Annotated in this window: 8 protein-coding genes and 1 pseudogene; 5 read left to right on the forward strand and 4 right to left on the reverse strand. The window is 70.4% G+C overall.

What is annotated here, in order from left to right; translation table 11 throughout:
• Positions 1-77: 77 nt before the first annotated feature.
• From KV203_RS20135 to KV203_RS18945, 4 genes and pseudogenes are all read left to right on the forward strand, one after another.
• Positions 78-4,238, forward strand: a pseudogene (locus KV203_RS20135) (amino acid adenylation domain-containing protein); the annotation flags it as partial.
• Positions 4,239-4,377: 139 nt separating this feature from the next.
• Positions 4,378-8,412 (forward strand): non-ribosomal peptide synthetase, encoded by a 4,035-nt coding sequence (locus KV203_RS19855; protein WP_246600280.1) that lies wholly within the window; start codon positions 4,378-4,380, stop codon positions 8,410-8,412.
• Positions 8,413-8,488: 76 nt separating this feature from the next.
• Positions 8,489-8,905: an aspartate 1-decarboxylase gene (panD, locus tag KV203_RS18940; protein ID WP_066475176.1), complete on the forward strand. Its 417-nt coding sequence runs from the start codon at positions 8,489-8,491 to the stop codon at positions 8,903-8,905.
• The gene (locus KV203_RS18945; RefSeq protein ID WP_066475173.1) at positions 8,902-10,182 is read left to right on the forward strand and encodes a lysine N(6)-hydroxylase/L-ornithine N(5)-oxygenase family protein; all 1,281 of its coding nucleotides are present in this window, start codon (positions 8,902-8,904) and stop codon (positions 10,180-10,182) included. The genes panD and KV203_RS18945 overlap by 4 nt, the downstream gene beginning before the upstream one ends.
• Positions 10,183-10,241: 59 nt before the next feature.
• Here the strand turns inward: KV203_RS18945 and KV203_RS20140 are convergent, their stop codons facing one another.
• From KV203_RS20140 to KV203_RS18965, 4 genes are read right to left on the reverse strand one after another with little or no spacing between them, the layout of a single operon-like run.
• Positions 10,242-10,598 (reverse strand): HNH endonuclease signature motif containing protein, encoded by a 357-nt coding sequence (locus KV203_RS20140; RefSeq protein ID WP_425516875.1) that lies wholly within the window; start codon positions 10,596-10,598, stop codon positions 10,242-10,244.
• Positions 10,516-11,631, reverse strand: a complete 1,116-nt coding sequence (locus KV203_RS18955; RefSeq protein ID WP_217996023.1) for a hypothetical protein — start codon at positions 11,629-11,631, stop codon at positions 10,516-10,518. The genes KV203_RS20140 and KV203_RS18955 overlap by 83 nt, the downstream gene beginning before the upstream one ends.
• 46 nt (positions 11,632-11,677) lie before the next feature.
• A complete protein-coding gene (locus KV203_RS18960) occupies positions 11,678-13,492 on the reverse strand; it encodes an ABC transporter ATP-binding protein (RefSeq protein WP_246600282.1) in 1,815 nt (604 codons plus the stop codon).
• On the reverse strand, positions 13,489-15,117 hold the full coding sequence (locus tag KV203_RS18965) for an ABC transporter ATP-binding protein (RefSeq protein ID WP_083530348.1): 1,629 nt from the start codon (positions 15,115-15,117) through the stop codon (positions 13,489-13,491). The genes KV203_RS18960 and KV203_RS18965 overlap by 4 nt, the downstream gene beginning before the upstream one ends.
• A gap of 173 nt (positions 15,118-15,290) precedes the next feature.
• On the opposite strand from KV203_RS18965, the gene KV203_RS18970 reads away from it, so the two are divergent.
• Positions 15,291-16,241, forward strand: a complete 951-nt coding sequence (locus KV203_RS18970) for a methionyl-tRNA formyltransferase (protein ID WP_066475194.1) — start codon at positions 15,291-15,293, stop codon at positions 16,239-16,241.
• Positions 16,242-16,250 lie beyond the last annotated feature (9 nt).

Raw genomic sequence — 16,250 nt, forward strand, 5'->3', positions numbered from 1 at the left:
CGCCGACCGGGGGCCCGATCGCCGAGCTGTTCGCCGAGGTCCTCGGGCTCGACGCCGTCGGTCCCGACGACGACTTCTTCACCCTCGGCGGCGACAGCATCGTCGCGATCACCCTGGTCAACCGGGCGAAGAAGCGTGGCCTGCGGTTCACCCCGTACGACGTGTTCAGCCGACGCACGCCCGCCGCACTCGCCGCCGGGGCACAGCCGGTGCGCAGTGCGCCGACCGGTGATCCGGACGGCGTCGGCGAGGTGATGTTGCTGCCGATCGTGCATCGACTCGCCGAGCTGGGCGGCCCGATCGGGCGGCTCAACCAGTCGGCGATGTTCAACACCCCGGCCGGCATCACCGTCGAGCAGATCCGGCGGATCGTCGCCGCGCTGATCGAACGGCACGACGCGCTGCGGCTGCGGCTGAGTGCGCCGGCGCCGTTGTTGTGGTCGCTGGCGGTCTCGGCGGACGGTGTCGACGGGCTGATCCGGGTCGATGCCGGGGCGGCGGACCTGCGGACGATCGTCGCGCGGGAGTCGGACGCGGCGGCCGACTGGCTCGACCCGGAACAGGGCCGGGTGCTGCGCGCGGTCTGGTTCGACCCGGTCCCGACCGCGTACCGCACCTACGCTCGCGCGGTACACGAGGATGCGGCGACCGCAGCCCGCCTCGGCGAGTTCGAGCATTGGGCCGCGGTTCTCGCCCCCGGCGGTGAGCTCGATCCGGCGGCGCGCCCGTTCGGCCGGACGGTCGGGGAGACCGTCGAGGAACGGCTCGAGCTGTCGGTCGCCGACACCCGAGCCCTGCTCACCTCGGTTCCGGCCGCCGCGAACGCCGACGTCACCGAGACGTTGGTGACCGGTCTGCACCTGGCGATCGCGCGCTGGCGCGGCGCCGGGCCACTCGTCCTGGACGTGGAACGGCACGGCCGGATACCGCTCGCCGCCGAGCACGACCTGTCCCGCACGCTCGGCTGGTTCACCGCGATCGCCCCGGTCCGGCTCGACCCGCCGGCAACCGAACCGATCGCCGCGCTGAAACAGGTGAAGGAAGCGCTGCGCAGCGCGCCCGACGGGGGGCTCGGCTACGGCCTGCTGCGGTACTGCAACCCGCGCACCGCCGCCGCGCTGGCCCGGCTCGGGACGCCGCAGGTGCTGTTCAACTATCTGGGCCGGTTCGCCGCGGCCGGTACCGGGGACTGGGACACCGCGCCCGAGGAGGACGCGCTGCACACCGGGCCCGATCCGGCCCTCGGCACGCCGTACCTGCTGGAGATCGACGCGGTCTGTATCGACACCCCGGCCGGCCCGCGGCTGGAAGCGGTCCTCACCTGTGCGCCGGAGCTCGGTGCCGCCGGTGGTCGCCGGATCGGCGAGTTGTGGGCGGCGGCATTGCACGAGCTCGCCGCGTCCGACGCCGATCCGGGCGGGCTGACCCCGTCCGACATCACGTTGCCGAACCTCGACCAAGACCAGATCGATGCGATCGTCGAACGCGCACCGGTCCCGGTCGGGGATATCTGGCCGGTCTCGCCGCTGCAGGCAGGGCTGTACTTCCAGGCACGGCTGGCCGAGCAGGCCGACGTCTATCTGGCGCAGAACGTCTTCGAGTTCGCCGAGCGGCTCGACCCGACCGCCCTGACCAGCGCCTATCAGTGGGTTCTGAAGACGAACCCGACGATGCGGCTGGGCTTCGTCGAGCTGCCGACCGGGGAGTGCGGCGCGATCGTCGGTACCGGCCTGCGCGCCGGCGTCGAGGTGATCGAGACCGACGATCCGGACGCGGCCGCCGCTGCCGACCGCACCAGCGCGTTCGATCTGTCGGCACCGCCGCTGATCCGGCCGACGATCGTGCGCACCCCGGCCGGCGATCGGTTGTTGTTCACCTATCACCTGTTGTTGTGGGACGGCTGGTCCCGGGAACTCGTGCTGCGGCAGTTGTTCGGCGCCTACGCCGCGATTCGCGCCGGGCGGACCCCGCAACCGGCGCCGGACGGACAATTTCCGGACTATCTGCGCTGGCTGGCCGATCGCGACCGGCCGGCGGCGGCAGCCGCCTGGCGCGCCGAGCTGGCCGGGCTGACCGAACCGACGCTGCTGTTCCCGGCGGCGATCGGCACCCGGCCCGCACTGGCCCGCCGGTGCGAGGTCGAGCTGTCCGAGGCCGAGACCGCGGCACTCGATGCGGCGGTGCGCGGCGCCGGCGTCACGCTCAATGCGGCGCTCACGGTCGCGCTCGGGCTGGTGCTGGGCTATGTAGCGGGCCGCGACGACGTCGTGTTCGGCACCACCGTCGCGGGCCGGCCCACCGAACTCGACGGAATCGACGAGGTGATCGGGGTCTTCCTGAACACCGTGCCGACCCGGGTCCGGCTGGACGGTTCCACCACGTTGGCGGCCGCGATGCAATCGGCACAGCAGCGTCGGCTGGCCCTGCTGCCGCACGAGTATCTCGGCCTCGGCGACATCCAGCGTGCCGCCGCCGGCGGGGAGCAGTCCTTCGGTGGGCAGCTGTTCGACAGCCTTTACGTGCTGCAGAACTTCCTCGCCGACGACACCTTCGACGACCTGGAAACCGAGCACGCCATCACGGCCGTGACCAGCGTCGACGCCACGCATTACCCGCTCACCTGGGTCGTCACGCCGGGCCGGCGGCTGTGGTGCAAGCTCGAGTACCGACCCGACGTGGTGCCGCTCGCCCAGGCACAGACGCTGCTCGACCGCTTCCTTTCGGTGCTGCGGCAGCTGGCCGCCGACCCGGTGCGGCGGCTCGCCGCGGTGGACCTGGGCGGCACCCCGCTGCCCTGGCTGCCCCGGCCGATCGCGCCGGAATCGATCGCGCAGATGCTCGCCGGCCGAGCACGGCGGACCCCGCAGGCGCCGGCGCTGACCGCCGGGACCGAGACGCTGACCTACGCCGACCTGGATGCGGCGGTGAACCGGCTGGCCCGCTTGCTGATCGACCGCGGCGCCGCCCCGGAGGTCCTGGTCGCCCTGGCGGTGCCGCGTTCGGTGGACACCGTGATATCGCTGTTCGCGGTGCTGCGCGCCGGCGCGGCCTACCTACCGCTGGAACTCGACCATCCCGACGAACGTCTGACCGACATCCTCGACGACGCGGACCCGGCGATCGTTCTGGCCACCCGTGCGGTCGGGGAGCGGCTGGGCCGCCCGGTCGTCGCGCTCGACGAGGTCGACCTGGCGACATACTCCGCCGACCCGGTCGTCGGCCGGCCCGGAAATCTGGACCATGCCGCGTACGTGATCTACACCTCGGGTTCGACCGGGAAACCGAAGGGCGTCGTCACGCCGTACCGCGGCTTGACGAACATGCAGCACAACCACCGGGCCGCGATCTTCGAGCCGGTGATCGCGGCCACCGGTGGCCGCCGCCTGGCGGTCGCGCACACGGTGTCGTTCGCGTTCGACATGTCGTGGGAGGAGCTGCTCTGGCTGGTCGAGGGCCACCATGTGCACGTCTGCGACGAACAACTCCGCCGGGATACCGAACGGCTGGTGGCGTACTGCCGGGACCACGCGATCGACGTGGTCAACGTGACGCCGACCTATGCCGAGCATCTCGCCGTGGCCGGCCTGTTCGACCCGCCGACCGCGCCGCCGCTGGTGCTCCTCGGCGGCGAAGCGGTCGGTCAGCGGCTGTGGACCCGGCTGCGGGATACCCCCGGCATTCTGGGGTACAACCTGTACGGCCCGACCGAGTACACGATCAACACGCTCGGTGCGGGGACCGACGAGAGCGCCACCCCGACCGTCGGCCGGCCGATTTGGAATACCCGGGCCCGCATCCTGGACAGCTGGCTGCGCCCGGTCGCCCCGGGCGTCGCGGGGGAGTTGTATGTCGGCGGTTCGGGCCTCGGCCGCGGTTACCTGAACCGGACCGGGCTTACCGCCGAACGCTTCGTCGCCGACCCGTGGGAACCGGGCGCCCGGATGTACCGCACCGGTGATCTGGTCCGGCTCCGCGCCGACGGGCACATCGACTACCTGGGCCGAACCGATGATCAGGTGAAGATCCGGGGCCATCGAGTCGAGCTCGGGGAGGTCGAGGCCGCGCTCACCGCGTTGCCCGCGATCGATCGGGCGGTGGTGCTCGCCGTGCCCGATCGGCAGGGCAACGCCACCCTCGCCGCCTACCTGGTGCCGGCCGACACCGGCGACACCGAGGTGTCCCGGGCGGTGCGCGACGCGCTCAAGCAACGGCTGCCCGGCCACCTGGTACCGACGTTGTACGCGACGGTCGACGCCCTGCCGATGACGGTCAACGGCAAGCTCGACGCCACCGCACTACCGGCGCCGACCGTGCCGGCGGGGGCGGCGCGCGCCGCGCACGGCGGCCGAGCGGGTGCTGTGCGAGCTGTTCACCGAGGTGCTCGGGGTCGAGTGCGGGGTCGACGACAACTTCTTCGATCTCGGCGGCCATTCGTTGAACGCGACCCGACTTGTCGCGGCGGTGCGCAGCCGCATGCCGGCCGAGTTCTCCCTGCGGATCCTCTACGACGCGCCGACCCCGCAGCGGCTGGCAACGCACCTGGAGTCGAGCGTCGCACCCGTCCGACCGGAGCTGCATCCGCTGCCGCGGCCGGCGCAGATCCCGGCGGCGCCGGCGCAGGAACGGCTGTTGCTCGTCGATCGGCTGGGCGAAACCGGGACCGCCTACAACTATCCGCTGGCGTTCCGGGTGCGCGGTGCCCTGGATACGGCGGCGCTGCACGCCGCGCTCGGCGATGTGGTCGACCGGCACGAGGCGCTGCGCACGGTGTTCGTCGACAGCGCCGGCCGGTACCACCAACAGGTTCGGCCGGCCGGAACCCGGCCCCCGCTGGACGTGCTGGAGTGCACCGAAGCCGGACTCGATGCCGCGATCGCCACGGCGATCGGGTACCGGTTCGATCTGACCGGCGAGATTCCGATCCGGGCAACCGTGCTTCGCCTCGGACCGGACGATCAGGTCGTCGTCGCGCTGTTGCATCACATCGTCACCGACGAGTGGTCCGACCGGCCCTTCGTCACCGATCTGAACCAGGCCTACCGAGCGCACGCTGCTGGTGCTGCCGGAGCCGGCGGTGTGCGGGCCGCGTTGCCGGTGCAGTACGCCGACTACACCCGGTGGCAGCGCGAGCTGCTCGACCGGATCGGCGCGCAGCAGCTGGACTTCTGGCGGACCGCGATCGCGGGCGCGCCGGACGAGGTGGCGTTGCCCACCGACCGTCCCCGGCCGAGCCGGCCCAGCGGCGCCGGCGGCCTGGTGCGGGTCGAGCTGCCACCGGAAACCACTGCTGCGCTTCGTGTTCTGGCCGCTCGCCGGCAGGTGGGTGCGCTGCTGCTACTGCATACCGCGGTGGCGGTGCTCTTGCATCGGCTGGGCGCCGGCGACGACATCGTCCTCGGCACACCGGTCGCCGGGCGCGCCGAGGCCGCGCTCGACGACCTGGTCGGCTGCTTCGTCAACACGGTGGTGCTCCGCGCGGATCTGACCGGTGATCCGTCGCTCGACGAGCTGCTCACCCGCATCCGGGCGGCTGATCTGGCCGCGTTCGATCATCAGGAGTTGCCGTTCGACCGACTCGTCGACGAGCTGAACCCGCCGCGGGTCGCCGGGCGCAATCCGCTGTTCAACGTGTGTATCGGCTATCAGCTCCGAGACGGCGCCGACGCCGAGATGTTCGACCTGCCCACCGAGTGGCTGGACCCGCAGGCGAGCGGCGCGATGTTCGACCTGGGCTGCACGCTGATCGACAGCCGGGCCGGGAGCGACGACCGGGCGAGCCTGGTGCTCGATTACAGCGCCGATCTGTTCGACGAGTCCACGATCCGGGACCTGACCCGGCGGCTGTCGGCGGTGCTCGCCGCGCTCGGCACCGATCCGGCGCAGCGGGTGAGCGCGGTCGACCTGTTGCTGCCCGGCGAGCGGGACCGGCTGCTGACCGTCGGCACCGGCGCCGTCCACTCGATCCCGCCAGCAACGCTGGCCGACCTGGTATCCGACCAGGCACAGCGCGCACCCGACGCACCGGCGGTGCTGGTCGACGACCCCGAACACGGCAACCCGCAGCTGACCTACCGGGAACTGGACGCATGGTCGGATCGGTTGGCCGGCACGCTGCCCGCCGCCGGCGCGATCGTCGGCGTGGCGGTGCCGCGCTCGCTGGAACTGATCGTTGCGCTGGTCGCCGTGGCGAAGTCGGGTGCGGCGTTCCTGCCGCTCGATCCGAGTTACCCGGCCGAGCGGCTGGCCGCCATGCTCGCCGACGCCACGCCCGGCGTGGTCCTCGACGCTCCCGCGGTGCGGGCCGCTCGCACGGCGCCGACCCCCGCGCCGCGCCGCGACATCGACCCGGCGGCGTGGGCGTATGTGCTGTACACCTCGGGTTCCACCGGCACACCCAAGGGGGTCGCCGTCGCGCACGCCGGGATCGTCAACCGGATCGGCTGGCTGCAGCACGCCTACCCGCTGGGCGCGGGCGACCGGATGCTGGTGAAGACCCCGATCGGTTTCGACGTGTCGGTACCGGAGGTGTTCTGGCCGCTCAGCGCCGGTGCCACGCTGATCGTCGCCCGGCCCGACGGCCACCGGGACCCGGCCTATCTGGCCGAGCTGATCGGGTCGCACGCGGTGACCGCGGTCGACTTCGTGCCGTCGATGCTGGAGTTGTTCCTCGACGAACCGCGGGCAGCGCACTGCCGATCGCTGAAACAGGTCACCGTCGGCGGCGAAGCGCTGCGACCGGAGCTCGCCGCCCGGTTCGCCGCGACGCTCGACGTACCGCTGCACAACCTGTACGGGCCGACCGAGGCGTCGGTCGACGTGCTGGCCTGGACGGCCGACGGCGGTCCGGTCGCGCTGGGGACCCCGGGCTGGAACGTGCGCGCCTATGTCCTCGACGGCCACCTGAACCTGGTGCCGGTCGGCGCCCGGGGCGAGCTGTATCTGGCCGGGGTGCAGCTCGCGGACGGCTATCTGCACCGATCGGGTTCGACCGCGCAACGATTCGTGGCCGACCTGTTCGGATCCGCCGGGCGGATGTACCGCACCGGTGACCTGGTCCGCCGGCGAACCGACGGTCTGCTCGAGTATCTCGGGCGCACCGACGATCAGATCAAACTGCGCGGGATCCGGATCGAGCCCGGCGATATCGAGATGGTGCTGGCCCGGCATCCGGCGGTCGCCTCCGCCCACGTCGTCGTCCGCGGCGAGCGGTTGATCGCCTACTATCTGCCCGCCGCCGGCGCGCCTGGTGCCGACCGGTCGCTGCGTGATTACGTGACGACGGAATTGCCGGCGCACATGGTTCCGGCTGCGTTCGTCGAGCTGGCCGAGTTCCCGCTGACGCCGAGCGGCAAGCTCGACCGCCGCGCACTACCGGATCCGGAATTCGGTTCCGGTGCCGGACGACTCCCCGAAACCGAGTCGCAGCGCCGGCTCTGTGGCCTGTTCGCCGAGGTCCTCGGCGTGTCGGTGTCGAGCATCGACGACGACTTCTTCGTGCTCGGCGGACATTCGCTGCTGCTGGTGCGGCTCGCGGCCGCGATCCGCCGCGAGTTCGGGACCGACGTGCCGGTCGCCGAGCTGATCGTGGCACCGACCGTGGCCGAGGTCGCCACCCGCCTGACCGGCGGCGACGCCACCGACAGCCTGGCTCCGCTGCTGCCGCTGCGGACCACCGGTAGCGCCGCACCGCTGTTCTGCATCCACCCGGCAAGCGGGCTGGCCTGGCAGTTCGCCGGACTGAAACCCTATCTGCCACCCGAGATACCGATCTACGGACTGCAGTCGCCCCGATTCTCCGGCGGCGAAATTCCGGACACGATAGCCGAACTCGCAGTCGACTACGCCGATACCGTCGCCGCCGTCGCCCCGACCGGGCCGATTCGATTGCTGGGCTGGTCGTTCGGCGGATCGATGGCCTTGTTGGTCGGGCAGGAACTGAGCCGTCGGGGCCGTTCGGTGAGCTTCGTCGGCATGCTCGACACCCGGATCGGCGGTGGCTACGACCGTTCTGCCGACGCGGAAACCGTGCTGGTCGGCCTGCTCCGCGAGATGGGCTTCCCGGTGGACCCCACCGCGTCGATGAGCGTGCCGGACGCGGTCGAGCTCATCCGGTCGAGCGACGATCCGATCCGCATCCTCGACGACGCCCAGATCGCCCTGGTCGTCGAGAACTACATCGCTGCCGAAAAGCTGGCGGCCGACGTCGACTACGGCCGCTACCGCGGCGACGTGTTCTTCGTCGACGCGACCGTGCTGGAGATGGAGCTGACCGGCGTCGCCTCGCACGACTGGCACGACCGGGTGGACGGCGAACTGCGGATCACCGCGCTGGCGTGCCGCCATTCCGAGCTTCTGGATGCCGACGTGTTATCGCAGCTGGGACCGGTGATCGCGAACGAATTAAGTAGATAAAGGTCCGGTCAACTAATTGCGCTGTAGATCAGCAAGATCTAAAATAGCTAAGGCTACCCTAATTAGCGAGGATGCGATGCTGCGAACGATGCTGGGCGGAAAAATCCATCGAGCGACGGTCACCCAGGCCGACCTGGACTACGTCGGATCCATCACGATCGACCGGACGCTGCTGCTCGCCGCGGACGTCATCGAGGGCGAGCAGGTTCAGGTGGTGGATCTCACCAACGGTTCCCGGCTCACGACATACGCGATCGAGGGCGAGGCCGATTCTGGTGTCATCGGAATCAACGGCGCTGCAGCCCATCTGATCGACCCGGGGGACATGGTGATCATCATGTCGTTCCGCCAGGTGGACGATATCGAAGCGGTGATGCACGAGCCGCAGGTGGTCCATGTCGATTCCGAGAATCGGATCGTGGCGCTCGGAAGTGATCCGTCCGAGCCGGTTCCGGGTGCTGCCCAACAGATTTCAGGTTCGGGTGTGCGATGAGTGCGCGTCCGGAAAGTGCCGCGGTCGTCGATGTCCTCGGCGTCGGGTTCGGCCCGTCGAACCTCGGCTTGGCCATCGCGATCGCCGAGCACAACGAGGCGGCGCCGAAAGCCGTCATCACCGCCCGCTTCATCGAAGCAAAGGAAAAGTTCGGCTGGCATCCGGAAATGATGTTGCCGGGCGCCACGATGCAGGTGTCCTTTCTGAAGGATCTTGTCACCCAACGTAATGCCCGCAGCTATTACACGTTCTTGAATTATCTGACCCACCGCGGCCGGCTCAACGACTTCGTCAACCATCAGACGTTCTTTCCGACCCGGGTCGAGTTCGCCGACTATCTGGAATGGGCGGCCGACGCGGTCCGTGCCGACGTCGGCTACGGCAGCCGGGCAACCTCGGTGCGCTGGGCCGGGGACTGTTTCGTCGTCGAGGTGGCCGGGTCCACGCCGGAGACGATCCGGGCGCGCAACGTCGTGCTGGCAAGTGGGCTGACCGGCGTGCTGCCGGACGGAATCACCCCGTCGGGCCGGGTCTTTCACAACCACGGCCTGCTCGGCCACCTGGCCCGGCTGCCCCGCTCGGCCGAACCGCGATTCGTGGTGATCGGTTCCGGTCAGAGCGCCGCGGAAGTAGTCGAGTACCTGCATGCGAACTATCCCAGCGCCGGTGTGCATGCGGTGTTCGGCAAGTACGGGTTCACCCCGGCCGACGACAGCCCCTACGCGAACCGCATCTTCGATCCGGCCGCGGTCGACGACTACTTCTCGTCGCCGCCCGAACTCCGCCGCCGGCTGATGGATTACCACCGCTCGACCAACTATTCGGCGGTCGACGGCGCGCTGATCGAGACGCTGTACGCGCGCGAGTACGCCGAGCGGGTGCGCGGCCCCCGCCGGCTCTTCATCCACGGCGCGTCCCGGGTCGCCTCGGTGACCGATTTCGGCGGCTGGGTCGATGTGGTGGTCGAGCACGGCCCGGCCGGCCTCGAAGATACGTTGCGCTGCGACGCGGTGATCTGCGCGACCGGATTCCGACCGATCGACCTGCCCGCGCTGCTGGGTGACTTCACCGCCGAGGTCGAGTTCGATGCCGAAGGGGTACGGGTGGCGCGGGACTACCGGGTGATCACCAAGAAACCGATCCCCGGCGGCCTCTACCTACAGGGCGGCACCGAACATACCCACGGGATCTCGTCGTCGCTGCTGTCGAACATCGCGGTCCGGTCGGACGAGATCGTCAAGTCGATCGCCCAGGCGCGGGTGCTGACCCCGGTCTGACGCGGCCGGACCTGCCGGTGGCCCCGCCGGGTGGGGCGGGGTGCCGGTGTCGGGCTGATTCAGAAGGGTGGGGGTTGGTCGTCCGGGGGTGGGGGTTTGCCGGGTGGTTGCTCGGCGTTGACCCTGACCCTGACGCTGGCCGGGACGGGTGTGTCGGGTGAGGTGAGGTCGATGGTGCCGGTGCCGTCGCGCAGGTAGATCCCGCCGGCCGGCGTGGCCCAGAGGTAAGTACCGGGGCTGCGGCGTCGGTAGCGCCAGCCGCGGTTTCCTTTGAGCCGGTGGTGTTTTCGGCAGAGCGGGGCGAGGTTGTCGCTGCTGGTGGGCCCGCCCCGGTCATGCGGGTGGGTGTGGTCGAGGTCGCAGCCACGGGCGGGGCGGTTGCAGTACGGGAACACACACGTGTTGCTGGTCTGCACGACCTGTTCGCGCAGCCGGTCCGGGATCTGATACGCATCGGTCTGGACATGCCCGGCGAGGTCCAGCACCGGGCGCACCGTGACCTTCGCGTCCGGGCTGCCGCACCAAGCACGGATCGCCCTCGATACCGACTGGTGTCGGCGACGACGCATCGACCCGGCCCAGGAGGCCACCGGCCCCGGGGAGCTGATCGGCACCGATATGCACATGCAGCTGGATGTCGCGCGGCGTGCGGCGGTGCAACGCGGGCGGTTTGGGTTCTGCTGCGTCGAACGGCAACCCCGGCTGCCGGCGCGCCAACTCACCCAACGCGGTCGAGCGCCGCGCATCGAGTGAGTCGGTGCTGCCACACGCCGCCAAATCGTCGGCGATATCGGCGAGGGCGTGGTTCGGGTCCACGGCATCGGTCAGGTCCAACTCACCTTCGATCCGGACCGTGCCTTTCAGACTGACGGTGCGGGTGTCGATGTCGACCCTGCGGGTATCAATGGCGAGCTCTTCTTTCGCAGCGTCCGGGTCGGCCAGGATCCGGGCTTCCTCGACCAACCGATCCAACTGCGCCCACGACACCGTCCCCGCGTACGCCGCGAGCCGCTCGTCGACAAACGCGGCCGCCTCCAGCGACAAGCCGATAGTGGCATCGGCGATCCGCCGCGCTCGCCACCACGGCGTCTGCCCGGCCTTGACTCGTTCCCACAGACGCGGCAACCGATAGCAGACTTCGAGCACCGCCCCGACATACGACATCCCGGACTCGGTCGAATGCCGCAACGCGACCGCCAACTCCGCAACCGCAGCCTCGCCCACCTCCGGCGAACCCGCACCACCCGGGGTGACCCACCCCACCCCGAACCGATCCACCTCGCTATCACCCACCGGCGCATGCCAACGACACCACTCGACCGTCAACTCGGCCCGCTCCACCGCGACCCGCTCCGCCGCCGCCCGGTTGGCCCGCAACCCCGCCAACACCACCCGCGCAGAACCAACACCAAACCCGATACCGGGAGCAAAAGCACTGGCTGCGGTCATATACCTATTGCATCACGACCCACCGACACGTTTTGCGTCCGTGAACTCAGCCGACCTTCGGTGCCTCGGCCGCTTGCGACTCCCACGCTCGCCATAGTTGCGCGTAACGGCCGCCGCCGGCGGCGACGAGGTCGGCGTGCGTTCCCTGCTCCACGATGCGGCCGTGATCGAGGACGACAACCCGGTCGGCTGCCGCCGCTTGGGTCAACCGGTGGGCGACGATCAATGTCGTCCGCCCCCGGGTCGCGGCTGCGGCCGACTGCTCCAGGTCGCGGGCGCCCGCGCTGCCGGCCTCGGCGGTCGCTTCGTCCAGGATCGCCACCGCGGGATCGCGCAGCACCAGCCGGGCCAACGCGAGTTGCTGCGCCTGTGCGGCGGTGAGCGCGTGCCCGCCCTCGCCGACTTCGGTGTCCAGCCCGTCCGGCAGCGCGTCCACCCACGGCAACGCCGCTACCAGGGACAACGCCGCCCGCACCGCGTCGGCCGGGGCGTCCGGCCGGGTGAGGCGCAGGTCGTCGATCAGCGGGCCGGCGAAGACGTGCACCTCCTGACTGATGATGGCGACCTGGTCTCGGACCTGCTCCGCGGTCAGCTCCGCCAGCGGAACACCGCCGATCTCGGCCTGCCCGCGTCGCGGGACGAGCAGCCCGGCGGCGATGGCGGCCAAGGTGGACTTCCCGGCCCCGGTGGGCCCGACCAGCGCCACCCGTTCGCCGGGCGCGAGCCGGATATCCACGTTGTGCAACACGGTCGGTCCGTCGTCGTAGGCGAACTCGATCCTGGTCAGGTTCAGCGAGGTATCGGCCGGTGCAGCCGCGAGCCGCTCCGGCCGGACCGCCGCATCCGGGATCTGCACCACGCCGACCAGCCGGGCCAGGCTCGCGCCCGCAGACTGCACCTCGTCGAAGCTGTGCAGGATGTCGCCGACCGGACCGAAGAGCCGGTGGAATACCAGCGCTGCGGCCGTGGCCGCACCGACCGTGACCAGGTCGGCCCGCACCAGGAAGAACCCGGTCACGAGCACCACCGCGAGTCCGATGAACTCGGCCCGGTTGGTCCGGCCGACAAACCGGGTGAACAGGGTGACGATCTGGATCGAGAGGTCCCGGGCGCGGATCGCCGATCGGTCGATCCCCTGCAGTCGCTGCGCCTCGAGGCCGTACGCGTGCACGGTGCGCGCCCCGAGCATGCTCTCCATCAGCGCCTGCGACCGGGCCGATACCGCGACCCGCTGCTCGGCGTACATCGGCGCCGAGCGGCGCAGGTACCAGCGCAACCCGAACAGGTAGAACGGCGCGGCAACCAGGCCGGCGAGCCCGAGCCGCCAGTCGAGGCCGGTCATCGCCACGATGCCGAGAACGGTCATCAGCAACGACCCGATCATCATCGGCAGTACGTCGGTGACCGCGCGGCCGATCGTGTTGACGTCGTCGCCGATGCGGGCGAGCAGATCCCCCTTGCCGGCGCGCTCCAGCACCGTGCTGGGCAGGACCAGGACCCGCGCGACCACCCGTTCGCGCAGCGTGGCCAGCAGGGTTTCGCCGAGCCGGCTGATCAGGTAGCTCGACAGCCCGGCGGTCAGCCCACCGACGACCGCCGCGACGACGATCACCACGGCGATCGGCGTGATCGACGATGCAGTACCACCGGCTCGTACCCGGTCGACCAGTTCGCCGAAGACGTACACCGGGGCTACCGCGGCGGCGGCGGCGATCACGCCGACGATCACCACCATGACGGTCGCCCGCCAGTGCCGGCGCAGCTCACCGGCCAACCACGCCCACGACTGCCGTGATGTGGCGGTCGGTAGCAACTGCCCGGTCGTCACCTCCGGATCGGTCACCGCAATTTGATCGGTCACCGCAGCACCGCCTGTCGGTAGTCGGCGTCGGCCGCGCTCAGCTCGGTATGCGTGCCGACCGCAGCCACCTTGCCGTCGCGTACCAGCACGACCCGGTCGGTGGTGGCCAGCAGCGCCGGGCTGCTGGTCACCAATATCGTCGTGAACTCGCCGGCCGGCCGATGCCGCAACCCGGCAACGCCGTCGGCCACCGCCTGCTCGGTGACGGCGTCGATCGCGGTCGTCGGATCGTGCAGTACCAGAATCGCCGGCTGGGCGAGGAGCGCGCGGGCCAAAGCCACCCGCTGCCGCTGACCGCCGGACAGGCTGGAGCCGCGCTCGGCGACCGCGGCCTGCAGGCCGTCCGAGCGACCGGCCACCACATCGTGCGCGGCGGACGCCTGCAGCACCTGCCCGACGAAACCCTCGTCGGCGTCGGCCGCGCCGGCAGTGACGTTGGAGCCGATCGTGCCGCTGAAGATGTCGGTCTGGTGTGGCTCGACGAGCAACGGACGGCGGCCGGTGCCGTGGTCCAACCGATGCAACGCGACGTCACCGACCCGGACACTGCCGCGGTAGTCGGCGGGCGCCACCCGTCCCGACAGCACCGCCACGAGTGCCTCGGCATCGCCTGCCTGCGGCGCCACGATGCCGACCAGCTCGCCCGGCGCGACCGCCAGATCCAGACCGGCGAGCGATCGGTGTTCGAGCCCGACGATGTCGACGCCGTGCGGTGGCGCGCCCGGCGCCGAACCCGCGGCCGGAAGCACGAACGGTGCGTTGAACACCGCCGCCACCCGGTCCGCGGATGCGCGCGCCTCGGCGACCCAGCCGGCCACCACGGTCAGCTGGGTCAGCGGCTCGATGAGGAACTGCGCGAGCCCGATGACCGTGACGAACTGGCCGATGCTGATCCGCCCGTCGAGCGCGAGCCAGCCGGCCGCGATGGCGATCGCCGCCGCGAGCAGGTTGCTCAGCGTGGTCGACGCGGCGGTGAACCCGGACTGGGTACGCGCGGCGCTCAGCGTGGCCGCCAAGGATTCCTGGCTGACGACCCGATATCGCCGGGCGGCAACGTCGTGGGCGCCGAGACCACGCAGCGGCCGGAGCCCGGAGACCAGGTCGGTGGCCACCGATGCCGCCCGTCCCGCTGCCTCCTGCCGTCCCTGCACCCGCCGCGCGATCAACGGTGCGCCCAGCTGCAGCAGGTACGCCACCACCGGCGTACCGATGAGCACGCCGAGACCGAGCGGCACATCGATCACCAGCAGCACGATGGCCGACACCACCGTCGCGGTGACCGCAGCCACGATCCGGGGAATGTAGTCGAGCAGGTACGACGCGTTGTCCGCATCGCTGCTGGCGATCGTCAACAGCTCGCCCGTGCGCAGGTCGGTCCGCAGACCGCGCGGCCGGAGGATGGTCGAGGCGAGCTCCACTCGGAGCGTGCAACCCTCACCGGCCTCGGCGTAGGTCAGCCAGCGCGCGCCGTAGCGCCACATCATGCTGAGCACGACGAAGAGCGCCGCCAACACCGCGATCCAGAACGCGAGCGCGGCGGCATCCCCGGTGTCGACGGCCTGGTCGATGACGACCCCGATGACGACCGGAACGAGCACCTCGCACACCTGGTGCAGGCCGTACATGAGCGAACCGACCGACAACCATCGTCGGTTGCGGGCGATTCCACCGATCAAGACTTTCGAACCCGAAGTCGAGCCGGACTCGGCCGCAACATCGTTCGACAATTTCCGACTCCCGATGGTTCCCGACTATATGTAGTATAGGCTACCCTAATATATAGTGAAGGCGGGTAATCATGCGGGTGGCAGTGTTCGGTTACCAGACCTGGGGGCACAAGACACTCGGCGCATTGCTGAACTCGCCGCACGAGGTGGTGCTGGTCGCCACCCACCCGCCCAGCGCGCAGCCGTACGAGACGATCTGGGCCGACTCGGTCGAAGATCTGGCCCGCACCCACGGGATCCCGGTGCACCTGGCGCAGCGCCCGGACCAGGCGATGCGCGCGCAGGTCGAAGCCGCGAAGCCGGACATCATCGTGGCGAACAACTGGCGCACGTTGCTTCCCCCCGAGCTGTACGACCTGCCGCCGCACGGCACGTTGAACCTGCACGATTCGCTGCTCCCGCGCTTCTGCGGCTTCTCGCCGGTGCTGTGGGCGCTGATCAGCGGCGCAACCGAGGTCGGACTGACCGCACACCGGATGGATGCCGACCTGGACACCGGCGACGTCCTGCTGCAACGAAGCGTGCCGATCGGGCCCGACGACACCGGCACCGACCTGGTCCACGCCACCATCGAGTTGATCCCCGAGGTGTTGCTGGCCGCCCTGGACCGGATCGAGTCCGGCACCGCCGCCTGGACGCCGCAGAATCTCGACGATCGCACCTTCTTCCACAAGCGGGTCGAGGCCGACAGCCGGATCGACTGGCGCTGGCCGGCCGAGCAGATCGAACGCCTGGTCCGCGCGCTGTCCGAGCCGTACCCGCCCGCGTTCACCTTCTTCCGCGGCGAACGAATCCAGATCGTCAAGGCATCGCTGTCCCGCTGTCGGTACGGCGGCACGCCCGGCCGGGTCTTCATCCGCGAGGGCGCGGGCATGGTGATCGTCACCGGCGCCGACGCGCACCTGGGGGAGCGCCGCGGGCTCGTCGTGGAACGGGTACGTACCGCGGACGGGACCGAGCACGCCGCGCTGGACTACTTCGGCCGCGGTGGCGGATATCTCACCGACTCGCCGGCCGGCTGAACCGGACCT

This window comes from Skermania piniformis (assembly GCF_019285775.1).
In the GTDB taxonomy this organism is placed as follows: domain Bacteria; phylum Actinomycetota; class Actinomycetes; order Mycobacteriales; family Mycobacteriaceae; genus Skermania; species Skermania pinensis.

Excerpts from the sequence above, each read along its gene's own strand:
- panD (WP_066475176.1), top strand. The coding sequence starts at position 8,489 with ATGCTGCGAACGATGCTGGGCGGAAAAATCCATCGAGCGACGGTCACC.
- KV203_RS18945 (WP_066475173.1), top strand. The coding sequence starts at position 8,902 with ATGAGTGCGCGTCCGGAAAGTGCCGCGGTCGTCGATGTCCTCGGCGTC.
- KV203_RS18955 (WP_217996023.1), bottom strand. The coding sequence starts at position 11,631 with ATGACCGCAGCCAGTGCTTTTGCTCCCGGTATCGGGTTTGGTGTTGGT.
- KV203_RS18965 (WP_083530348.1), bottom strand. The coding sequence starts at position 15,117 with ATGTACGGCCTGCACCAGGTGTGCGAGGTGCTCGTTCCGGTCGTCATC.
- KV203_RS18970 (WP_066475194.1), top strand. The coding sequence starts at position 15,291 with ATGCGGGTGGCAGTGTTCGGTTACCAGACCTGGGGGCACAAGACACTC.